1 pseudogene (running past one end of the window) is annotated in these 12,932 nt (G+C 60.7%); it reads right to left on the bottom strand.

Annotated elements, in window-relative coordinates:
- Positions 1–15: 15 nt before the first annotated feature.
- Positions 16–12,932 (bottom strand): annotated as a pseudogene (locus tag KQP88_RS12140) (non-ribosomal peptide synthase/polyketide synthase); its annotated part runs 16,054 nt beyond the window's last position; the annotation flags it as partial.

Genomic DNA, 12,932 nt, shown 5'->3' with positions numbered 1-12,932 from the left:
CTCCGTTTTTTCCGTCGCAGCGGCGTACTTAGCGAGGGTGGGTTGTTCAAACAGGGTTTTGACGTCGGCTTCCATACCCGCCTGACGCACTTTTTCCATCAGGCTGACTACCAGCAACGAATGGCCGCCCAGTTCGAAGAAGTGGTCATGGCGTCCTACCCGATCGACCTTGAGCACTTCAGCCCAGATCTGTGCCAGGAGGATTTCGGTTTCGCCTTGCGGTGCTTCGTAGCCACGGCTGATCACGGCCTGCTGGTCCGGCGCCGGCAGCGCCTTGCGATTCAGCTTGCCGTTAGGGGTCAGCGGCAGATGCTCAAGGTGCACATAGGCCGCAGGCACCATGTAACCCGGCAACTGGTCTTGCAGATGCGTCCTCAGTATTTCCAGGTCGACCTCGGCAACCGTCGAAGTGAAATAAGCCACCAGACGCTTGTCACCCGGTACGTCCTCGCGGGCAATGACCACCGCTTCCTTCACGCTTTCATGACGTGCCAGCCTGGCTTCGATCTCGCCCAGCTCGATCCGGAAACCGCGGATCTTCACCTGGTCATCGTTACGGCCCAGGTATTCGATACTGCCGTCTGCCATCCAGCGTCCCAGGTCGCCGGTGCGGTATATCCGCGCTCCGGTATCGCTGCTGAACGGGTCGTCCATAAAGCGTTCAGCCGTCAGGTCATCGCGATTCAGATAGCCACGGGCCACGCCGTCACCCCCGATATACAACTCGGCAGCAACGCCCATGGGCACCGGCTCGCCCTGCTCGTCCAGCAGGTAGAAACGGTTATTGGCAATCGGACGCCCGATACCGACACTGGTCGACACCTTGTCATTGGCATCGAATTGCAGCGCCGACGACCAGATGGTGGTTTCTGTCGGTCCGTACACGTTCCAGAGTGTTTCCACCCGGGCCGCGACACGTTGCGCCAGATCCAGAGGCAGAGCCTCGCCACCGCACAAGGCCCTGAGCCCGGCAGCACCGGACCAGCCGGAGTCCAGCAGCAAGCGCCAGGTGGCGGGTGTTGCCTGCATCAATGTTGCACCGCTATCGCTGATGGCCTCGGCCAGCAATTGCGGGTCATGGCTCTGACGGCGATCCAGCAGTACGGTACGGGCACCGCAGATCAGCGGCATGTAAAGCTCAAGCCCGGCAATGTCGAAGCTGATGGTAGTCAGGGCAAGCATGCGATCTTGCGGCGTTGCCTGAACCATGTCGCGCATGGCACACAGCAGGTTGACCACGCCGCGCTGCTCGACCATCACTCCCTTGGGCTTGCCGGTGGAACCGGAGGTGTAGATCACATAAGCCAACTGCCGGGAATCGGCCTGGCCAGTGACCGGAACAGCCGACCCTGAGCGCCAGGACGCCTCAGGCCCGAGATCGATGGTCGCCACACGACCGCAGGACAGGCCTTCCGGTATCTGGCCTAGGGTCAACAAGGCCACAGGGGCGCTGCTGTCCAGCATGTAGTTCAAGCGATCGGCCGGATAGTCCGGATCAAGCGGCACATAAGCGCCACCCGCCTTCATGATTGCCAGCAGGCCGACCACCATCTCGATACCACGCTCGGCACAGATCGCCACCCGGGCATTGGCAACCACACCCTGCTCGCGCAAATGACGAGCCAGGCGATTGGTACACTCGCTCAGTTCGGCGTAGCTCAGTTGCCGATCCTCATGCACCAGCGCAATGGCCTCTGGCGTGCGCGCCGCCTGGACTTCGAACAGGCCATGGACGGTCTGATCGAGCGGATACGCCACGCGGGTCGCATTGAACTCCGTGATCACACGGTCACGCTCTTGAGCCGGCAGAATGGAGACATCCCGCATTCTCGAGAGCGTTGTCCGCTCCAGCGCATCGGCCAGGTTCATCAGCGCCTGCTGCACAAAGCCGCAGACACGTCCGGCTCCCACATCGGCAGACGTCATGATCGAGAAGGCAAAGCCCTGACCTTCGTCGTCCACCGACAGCGTCAATGGATAGTTGGTGCGTTCTTCACCTTTGAGCAGTTCTATGCCCGCCCAGCCATCCATGCCGTCACGAGAGCGGGATGCGCCGGTATGGCGGTAATTGAGCAAGGCACTGAACAGAGGCAATGGTGCTTTTACAGCACTGCAGCGCTGCGCGAGCGTCAGTGAGGCGTATTCGTGGACAAGCAGTCCGCTCAGACGGCGGTGAGTGCTTCTGACCGCATCCTGAACATTGATATCACCGACACTCACGCGCAACGGCAAGGTGTTGATGAACATCCCCAGCGCACGGTCAGCACCCTCGCCGCCCTGCATGCGTCCCATCAACACCGTGCCGAAGACCACTTCTTCCTTACCAGTGACCCTGGCCAGGACCTGCGCCCAGGCAAGGTGATACAGACTGGCCATGCTGACGCCAAGCCCGCGCGCCTGATGGCGCAGACGCTTTGTCAGGTCGGCATCCACGGCCTGGCGAACCTCTTCGATACCGCTGCCATCGCCCTGCACATCCTGCAGGTCGAACGGCAGTGTCGGCTCGTCGATATCCCCGAGCATATTCTGGAAGAACGCTTCGTGCTCTTCGCGACTGGCCCCCAGACGGGCCTGGGCCACGTAGTTGCGGTAAGGCACCGAGGCCGACAGCGTATGCTCGCTGCCTTGCATGAACGCCTCGATCTCATGGGACAGCACGGCCAGCGAGGTTGCATCGTCTATCAGGTGATGGAACAGCAGAATGGCCACCCAACGATCGTTGAGCGGATCCTGGGCATAGGCAATGCGCATCAGGGGAGCCTGACGAATGTCCAGCCGGTAATGGCGCGGATCGAAACGCTCATGCAGACGGGTTTCAATATCGCCATCGGCGGGATCCAGGCTCACGGCTTCGACAGCCAGTTTCGCTTCGCGCCAGACCACTTGCAGCGGCTCGTCCAGACCTTCCCACAGCACAGCCGTGCGCAGGATGTCGTGACGGGCGATAACGGCCTGCAAGGCTTGGGCGAAAGCTTCGATCCGGCTCTCACTGTCGAAACCGAACATCACATATTGCAGGTACGGGTCGCCCACGGAAGCCGCCAGGTGGTGATACATGATCCCCTCCTGAAGCGGAGCCAGCGCATAGATATCCTGCACATTGGCCACACCGCCCGGCACGCAGTCCACGACCGTATCGATCTGCTCCTGACTCAGACGTGCCAGTGGCAACATCTGCGGCGTAATACGCTCACAGCCGGCAGGAATCAGGTTGTCGGGAACAATCACACCGCGAGTCCCGCCACCCACTGCCGCCGCCAGGGCTTCGAGGGTTGGCTGACCAAACAGCACACGCACGTCGGCACTGAGATTCTGCTGACGCATGCGCTCGATCAGTTTCACGGCCAGCAGCGAGTGACCGCCCAGCTCGAAGAAGTGGTCATGGCGACCCACTTGCTCGACGCCCAGCAATTCCTGCCAGAGTTCGGCAATTGCGGTTTCGACCTTGCCTTGCGGCGCTTCATAGGCACGGCTGGCCAAGGCCGACTGATCCGGCGCAGGCAGTGCCTTGCGGTCCAGCTTGCCGTTGGTAGTCAGCGGCAGCGATTCCAGCATCACAAAGGCACTTGGCAGCATATGCTCGGCCAGGCTTTGCAACAGTTGGTCACGCAAGTCAGCCGCAGATGGGGTCACACCTTCTTCTGCAATGACATAAGCCACCAGACGCTTGTCGCCGGGAACATCTTCGCGAGCGATCACCACCGCTTCGCGCACGCCATTGCAGGCCGCCAGTTGCGCTTCGACTTCACCCAGTTCGATACGGAAACCGCGGATCTTCACCTGATCGTCGTTACGGCCCAGATAATCAAGGCTGCCTTCGGCGGTCCAGCGGGCCAGGTCGCCAGTGCGGTAAAGACGGGCATTTTTAACTTTGCTGAATGGATCGGCAATAAAGCGTTCTTCATTCAATTCAGGACGGTTCAGGTAACCACGCGCCACGCCGGCACCGCCGACATACAGCTCACCGACCACGCCAACAGGGACCGGCTCACGATTGGCATCCAGCACATAGGTCTGCAAATCAGGAATTCGCACACCAATCGGGCTGACACCGGCTTTCAAGGCATCTGCCGCTTCCAGGGCACGATACGTCACGTGAACCGTGGTTTCGGTGATGCCGTACATGTTGACCAACTGGGTTCCGGCGTTCACCGCACGTGCATACCACGGCTTGAGAATCCCGGTTTCCAGGGCTTCACCACCAAAGATCACCTGACGCAACGAGTGCGACTGCTGACTTTCGCCCTGGGCCGCAATCAACTGCCGGAAGGCGCTTGGGGTCTGGTTGAGAATGGTGACGCCTGCATCACACAGCAAGGCATAGCATTCCTGCGGCGAACGGCTGACCAGTTGCGGCACGATCAGCAACTCGCCACCGTGTATCAGCGCGCCCCAGATTTCCCAGACCGAGAAGTCGAAGGCAAAGGAGTGGAACAACGCCCAGGTATCGGTCGGGCCGAACTCGAACCACGATTGAGTGGCCGAGAACAGGCGCGCCACATTGCGGTGCTCGACCTGCACACCCTTCGGCAGCCCGGTAGAGCCCGAGGTGTAGATCACATAGGCCAGGTTTGAAGAAGCCGAATCCACCTGCGGATTGTTCAAACCCATGCCTTGCAAACTGCCGTCATCCAGACAGATAACCGGGACGCTGACCTGCGCCAACACCTTGGCCGTCGCACGCTGGACCAGTACGGCCACGGGTGCGCTGTCCTGAAGCAGGTACGCCAGACGCTCGGCCGGGTAAGCCGGGTCCATCGGCACGTAACCCGCGCCCGCCTTGAGGATACCCAGCAGGCCGATGATCATTTCAGGACCACGTTCGACGCAGATCGCCACACGATCGTCCGGACCGATACCCAGTTCGATCAGACGATGGGCGACCCGGTTGGCCTGTGCATTGAGTTCGCCATAGGTCAGGCGACGGGCTTCGAAACGGATCGCCGGAGCCGAAGGATTCGACGCTGCCCAGGCCTCGAAGGCCCGATGAATCAGATGGTCGTCGGCAAAGGTCGAATCGCTTGCATTCCACTGATGCAGCAGTTGCTCACGCTCGGTGTCCGGCAGGATCGACAACGTGCTCAGCGAGGTTTGCGGGGCCTGCTCCAGAGCTTCAGTCAGTTGCTCCAGCGCAACCTGCATGTAGTTGCAGATACGCTGGGCACCGATGGAGGCCACCGCCAGGGCGTTCAACTTGAAGCCTTCGCCCAGGTCATCGACGTTCAGGGTCAGCGGGTAGTTGGTGCGCTCACTGCCGCCCAATACATGCATACCGTCCCAGGCCTGCAGACTTTCGTTGCTCTCTGCAATAGCACTGTGCCGGTAGTTGAGCAAGGCACTGAACAGTGGCGCGGGAGCCGCTACGCCGCTGCAACGCTGGGCAAGCGCCAGCGAGGCATGTTCGTGGGCCAGCAAGGCCGTGAGCCGCTCATGGACATCAATGACGCTGCGGCGAACGGAATGCAGATCCAGAGATACCCGCAACGGCAAGGTATTGATAAACATGCCCAGGGCACGGTCGGCACCGTCACCGCCACTCATGCGACCCAGCAGCACCGTCCCGAACACCACATCGTCGGTGGCCGACACCTTGCCCAGTACCAGCGCCCAGGCCAGATGCACCAGGCTGGCAGCACTGATACCCAGTTGCCGTGCCTGCTGACGGAGGCGGTTTGACAGTTGCAGATCCACGAGATGATGGACCTCTTCGATACCGCGTCCATCACCCTGGACATCGTGCATGCCAAACGGCAGCGTCGGCTCGTCGATATCCCCCAGCATGTCGCGGAAGAACGCTTCATGAACCGCAGGCTCGACACCCAGGCGGGCCTGCGCCACATAGTTGCGATAATGCACAGGCTCGCCCAACCGGTCGGCAGTCCCCAACAGGAAGGCCTGCATTTCCAGTTGAATCACCTCCAGCGCGGTATGGTCCAGGATGAGGTGATGGAACAGCAGCGTGGCTACCCAGCGGTTCTCTTGCCGATCCTCGGCGCAGGCCAGGTGCAGCAACGGCGCACGAGTGAGGTCCAGGCGATAGTGGCGGGCATCGAAACGATCCGACAATTGCGTGGCGACCGGACCATCGGCCGGGTCCAGTTCGACCCATTGCGGTTGCAGCGTGACATTTCGGCACACCACCTGCACCGGCTCATCCAGACCCGTCCAGAGCACGGCCGTGCGCAGGATATCGTGACGTTCGATGACCGATTGCAGCGCCTGGACGAAAGCATCCAGATGCTCGCGGCTATCGAAGGCGTACTGCGCCTGCAACACATAAGGGTCACCGGCTTCGGCCGTCAGGTAGTGATAGAGAATCCCTTCCTGCAGCGGAGCCAGCGGGTAGATGTCCTGGATATTGGCCGCGCCGCCGGGAATGGAGGCGACAACCTGCTCAAGCTGCTCTTCGCCGATGCTCAGGAGCGGCAGCATGTCCGGCGTGATCCGGGTGCAACCCGGCTTGATCAGGTTGGCCGGTACACGGATTTCCGTGCCACTGCCCACCGCAGCCGCCAGAGCTGCCAGGGTCGGCTGGCTGAACAGCACGCGCACATCGGCGCTCAGCCCTTCCTGACGCATCTTCTCGATCAGCTTCACCGCCAGCAGCGAGTGACCGCCCAGTTCGAAGAAGTGATCGTGACGACCGACACGCTCGACCTGCAACACCTCGGCCCAGATCTGCGCCAGGGTGGTTTCGATGTGGCCTTGCGGCGCTTCGTAGCCGCGATTGATAAAAGCTTGCTGATCCGGCGCGGGCAAGGCCTTGCGGTCCAGCTTGCCGTTGTTGGTCAGTGGCAGGCTGTCCAGCTGCACGTAGGCTGCCGGGACCATGTAGTCCGGTAGCTGGCCTTGAAGATGGGTGCGCAGTACCTCCAGATCGATATCGGCGTCCGTCGAGGTGAAGTACGCCACAAGACGCTTGTCACCCGGCACGTCTTCACGTACCAGCACCACGGCCTCTTTCACGCTTTCATGACCGGCCAGACGGGTTTCGATCTCGCCCGGTTCGATACGGAAGCCACGGATCTTCACCTGCTGGTCATTACGACCGCGGTATTCCACCGTGCCATCGGCCAGCCAGCAGGCCAGGTCACCAGTGCGATACAGACGGGCCGACGGGTCGGTGCTGAACGGATCCGCTACAAACACCTGCTCGGTCAGGTCGGCGCGATTCAGATAACCCAGCGCCACGCCATCGCCACCGATATACAGCTCACCGGTCACACCCAATGGCACCGGTTGCTGACGGGCATCCAGCACGTACAGGCGGGTATTGGCCAGTGGCTTGCCGATTGGAATGCTGCCCTCGCCCACAGCCTTGATTTCATGGGTGGCCGAGAAGGTGGTGGCCTCGGTCGGGCCATAGCCATTGAGCAGATGCTCAGGCGCACCGTTTTTCAGGACTTGGGCGATAACCGAAGGATCCAGTACATCGCCGCCGACGATCAGGTAACGCAGTTGCGCAAAGGCGTCGTACAGGCCAGAAGCGTATTGATGGAACAGGCCAGCGGTCATCCATAGCACGCTGATGGACTGCTCCAGCAGCAGAGCCTTGAACTCCGGCAGCGACAGCAGGACATCCTGATCCACAACCACCACGCAACCGCCATTGAGCAACGGCGCCCAGACATCCAGGGTACTGGCGTCAAACGCCGGGTTGGAGGCAAAGGCCACGCGGTCTTGCGCAGTGAATTCGGCATAGCCGTTATTGATCACCAGACGGGCAATGGCGCGATGCGGCACCAGCACGCCTTTTGGCGTCCCGGTAGAACCGGAGGTGTACATGATGTAGGTCGCGCTTTCTCCGGTGCAGGCCCGATCAGGGTTGGCAGCAGATTGCTGAGCCAGATCCAGACGATCCAGATCGATCCGGGCAGCGCCTTGTGGCACCTCCAGATCGCTCCGGGTCAGTACCTGACGCGCCCCGCTGTCCTGCACCATAAACGCCTGACGTTCCTGTGGTGCATTGATATCCAGCGGCACATAAATGCCGGCGCACTTGCTGACGGCCAGTTGCGCCACCAGCAGGTCCAGCGAACGCGGCAGCAGAATCGCCACGGCATCGCCTGGATTGACACCTTGGCCTGCCAGGTAATGGGCCAGACGGTTGGCTCGGCTGTTGAGTTCGGCATAGGTCAGCGAATATTCGCCATGAACGGCAGCCAGAGCGTCAGGTCGCTGGGCGACTTGCTGTTCAAACAGGTCATGGACGGAGCTGTCGCGTGGATAGTCCGTGGCACTGTCGTTGAAGCGGTGCAGCAATTGCTCCCGCTCATCTTCCGGCAGTACCGACACACTGTTGAGCGCAGCTTGTGAAGACTGCTCAAGCGCTTCCACCAGACGAGCCAGTGCATTGCTCATGTAAGCCACTACCCGCGCAGCCCCGACACCTTCCTGCACCAGCACGGTCAGTTCAAAGCCTTCGCCCTGATCATCCACAGACAGGGTCAGTGGGTAGTTGGTGCGTTCTTCGCCTTGCAGGGCTTCGATGCCCTCCCAGGCTGGCGACAGGCTGTGCTCACCCGGCGCTGCGCTGTAGCGATAGTTGAGCAAGGCGCTGAACAGAGGCGTCGAAGCCGGCACGCCGCTGCAACGCTGAGCCAGGGCCAGTGGTGCATGTTCATGGGCCAGCAAGGCGCTCAGGCGAGCGTGGGTTTCACGAATGACTGTTTGAGGCTTATGGGCACCCGGTTGCAGGCGCAGCGGCAAGGTATTGATAAACATGCCCAGGGCACGATCCGCACCTTCACCACCGTTCAGACGGCCCATCAGTACCGTGCCGAACACCACGTCATCGCGACCGCTGGCTGCACTGAGCACCTGCGCCCAGGCCAGGTGATGCAGAGAGGCCACGCTGACGCCGAGCTGCCGGGCCTGTGCCCGCAGTCTCAGACTCAGATCGCGGCCCAGCGCTTCACGATGTTCCTCGACGGCATAACCGTCGCCCTGCACTTCATGCAAACCAAACGGCAAGGTCGGTTCGTCCAGATCACCGAGCATGTCACGGAAGAAGACTTCCTGAGCGTCGCGATCGGCACCCAGACGCGCCTGAGCCACGTAATTGCGATACGGCACTGGCTCGCTCAGAGGCTGCGTATCGCCCAGCAGCCAGGACTCCATCTCATGGCTGACCACTTCCAGCGCGGTGTGGTCCATGACCAGGTGATGGAACAGCAGGAAGGCGACCCAGCGCTGATTGGCCGGATCACGGGCATAGGCAATCTGCATCAGCGGTGCCTGGCCAATGTCCATCCGGTGATAACGAGTATCGAAGCGGTGCTGCAACTGGGTGACGACATCCAGAGAAGCATCCACCTCGATCTCTTCAACGCCCAGTTGTACCTCGCGCCAGACCACCTGCACCGGCTCGTCCAGACCTTCCCAGTACAGCGACGTGCGCAGGATATCGTGGCGGTCGATGACGTTCTGCAATGCACCGGTGAAGGCATTCAACCGCTCTTGATTGGCAAAACCGAAAACCGCTTGCAGCACATAGGGGTCGCCCTGTTCGGCTGACAGGTGGTGATAGAGAATCCCTTCCTGCAGCGGTGCCAGCGGGTAGATATCCTGAATATTGGCTGCGCCGCCGGGAATGGAGGCAATAACCTGCTCAAGCTGCTCTTCGCTGATGGTTACCAGTGGCAGCATGTCCGGCGTAATGCGGGTGCAGCCCGGTTCGATCAGGTTGGCCGGAACACGGATTTCCGTGCCATTGCCCACCGCAGCGGCCAGTGCCATCAGGGTTGGCTGACTGAAGAGCACGCGAACATCGGCACTCAGGCCTTGTTGACGCATTTTCTCGATCATCTTGACGGCCAGCAGCGAGTGACCGCCCAGTTCGAAGAAGTGATCGTGACGGCCTACGCGCTCGACTTGCAGCACTTCGGCCCAGATCTGCGCCAGAGTTGTTTCGGTTTCGCCTTTTGGCGCTTCGTAGCCACGGCTGATCAGGGCTTGCAGATCCGGGGCCGGGAGTGCCTTGCGATCCAGCTTGCCGTTCGGGGTCAGTGGCAGCTTGTCCAGATGGACATAGGCCGCCGGGACCATATATTCCGGCAACTGGCCTTGCAGATGGGCTTTCAGGGTTTCCAGATCAGCGGGTTGACCAACCGAAGTTAAATACGCCACCAGACGCTTGTCACCCGGCACGTCCTCACGAGCCATGACCACCGCTTCTTTCACGCTTTCATGACGGGCCAGCTTGGCTTCGATTTCGCCCAGCTCGATACGGAAACCGCGGATCTTCACCTGATCGTCGTTACGACCCAGGTATTCGATATTGCCATCCGCCAACCAGCGACCCAGGTCGCCGGTGCGATACATGCGGGCACCTGCGTTGAATGGATCGTCCAGGAAGCGTTCGGCAGTCAGGTCATCACGGTTCAGGTAGCCACGGGCAACGCCCGCACCACCGATATAGATTTCGCCCGGCACACCCAGCGGTACTGGCTGACGGTGCTCGTCCAGCAGGTAGAACTGGGTATTGGCGACGGGTTTACCGATATGCGCAGCAAAACCATCCTCACGATCCATCGAAACCCAGCTGGAGTACGTGGTGGTTTCAGATGGGCCATACAGGTTGCACAGGCGCTGGACGCTGGTTTGTTCAAACAGGCTTTCGACCAGCGAACCTTTAAGAGCTTCACCCGCCACGTTGACGGTGTGGACGCCCTCTTGCAGACCACCCGATTCCAGAAGCGCCTTGAGCGCCGAAGGAACGGTGTTGATCAACGTCACATCATGCGGACCTTCTTGCAGGGCCAGCACGTTCTTGACCACATCGATACGGCCACCCGAGATCAGCGGTGCAAAGCACTCATAAACTGCCAGGTCGAAGTTCAGCGAGGTCGAGAACAGGGTTTTAGAAAGAACTTCCGGCGCAAACGCCTGCTGCGCCCAGGTCAGGAAGTTGACCGTATTGCGATGCTCGATCATCACGCCTTTGGGCAAGCCAGTGGAGCCCGAGGTGTAGATGACGTAAGCCAGATGAGCCGACGTCAGCCCCTCGATCACCGGATTGGAGACGGATTTGTCCTGCCAGTCGGGCTGATCAAGATTGATAACGGTGACACCTGCCGCCGATACCAGGTCCAGCGTGGCCGATTGTGCAAGCACCGCCGCAGGAGCGCTGTCTTCCAGCATGTAGGCAATACGTTCAGCCGGATACGCCGGATCCAGCGGCACATAACCGCCGCCGGCCTTCAGAATGGCCAGCAACCCGACCACCATCTCGATCCCGCGCTCGACACAGATCGCCACACGGGAATCGGGCACTACGCCCTGACTGCGCAAGTGATGCGCCAGTCGGTTGGCACGCTGATTCAGCTCGCCATAGCTCAGACGCTCATCACCAAATACCAGCGCAATCGCATCCGGCGTGCGTTCGACCTGAGCCTCGAACAAGCCATGAACGGTCTGATCGAGCGGATACTCCGCGACGGTATCGTTGTAGCCATGGAGCAATTGCGCGAGTTCTTCGGCAGGCAACACGCTGATTTCATGAAGCGGCGCGGAAGGTGTGTGCTCCAGCGCAGTCACCAGCCCTGCCAGAGCGGCACTCATATAAGCCGCCACACGCGCAGCGCCGATACCTTCCTGCACCAGCACAGTCAGTTCAAAGCCTTCGCCCTGATCATTCACCGACAGCGTGAGCGGGTAGTTAGTACGCTCGCTGCCTTTCAGCGGTTCAATACCTTCCCACGCAAGCGAAGGGTTGTGCTCATCCGTTGCAGCGCTGTAGCGATAGTTGAGCAAGGCACTGAACAGTGACGTCGAGGCTGGCACTGCGCTGCAGCGTTGAGCCAGTGCCAGCGGCGCATGTTCATGGGCCAGCAAGGCACTCAGGCGAGCATGGGTTTCACGCACACCGGAACGTGCTTCAAGAGCATTGAGTTGCAGACGCAGCGGCAAGGTGTTGATAAACATGCCCAGGGCACGATCGGCCCCTTCGCCACCACTGAGGCGCCCCATCAGGACGGTGCCGAATACCACGTCATCGCGACCGCTGGCTGCGCTGAGTACCTGCGCCCAGGCCAGGTGATGCAGAGACGCCACGCTGACTCCGAGCTGACGGGCCTGCGCTCGCAGGCGCAGGCTCAGGTCACGGTCCAGCGCCAGGTGATGCTCTTCGACACTGTAACCGTCGCCCTGTACTTCATGCAGACCGAACGGCAGGGTCGGCTCGTCGAGATCCCCCAGCACGCTACGGAAGAACGCTTCATGGGCTGCCTGATCGACGCCGAGGCGCGACTGAGCCACATAGTTGCGGTACGGCACCGATTCATTGAGGTGCTGTGTCGTATTCAGCAGACAGGCTTCCATCTCCTGGGTCACAACGGCCAATGCAGTGTTGTCCAGGATCAGGTGATGGGAAAGCAGCAACCCTACCCAACGCTGATTGACCGGGTCATGGGCATAGACAATCCGCAGCAGCGGTGCCTGACGGATATCCATGCGGTACTGGCGGGCATCGAAGCGTGCTTCCAGTTGCGCGCCGATATCGCCTTGCGCCGGGTCCAGTTCAAGGGCTTCGACTTCCAGACGGGCCTGACGCCAGACCACCTGCACCGGCTCATCCAGTCCCTCCCAGAAGAACGACGTGCGCAGGATGTCATGACGCTCGATCACCGATTGCAGCGCTCCGGAGAACGCCTTCAGTCGCTCTTCGCTGGCAAAGCCGAAAAGCGTCTGCACGGCATAGGGATCATCGTCCTCGGTAACCAGATAGTGATAAAGAATCCCTTCCTGCAACGGCGCCAGCGGGTAGATATCCTGGATATTGGCTGCGCCGCCGGGGATAGAGGCGATGACCTGTTCAAGTTGCTCAGCGCTGGTGGTTGCCAGCGGCAGCATGTCAGGGGTGATATGTGTGCAGCCCGGCTCGATCAGATTGGCCGGAACATGGATTTCCGTGCCATTGCCCACCGCAGCCG

The organism is Pseudomonas lijiangensis (assembly GCF_018968705.1).
Taxonomy (GTDB): Bacteria; Pseudomonadota; Gammaproteobacteria; order Pseudomonadales; family Pseudomonadaceae; genus Aquipseudomonas; species Aquipseudomonas lijiangensis.
Note: the sequence above shows the minus strand (reverse complement) of the source record. Positions and strands in the feature narration are given on the sequence as shown.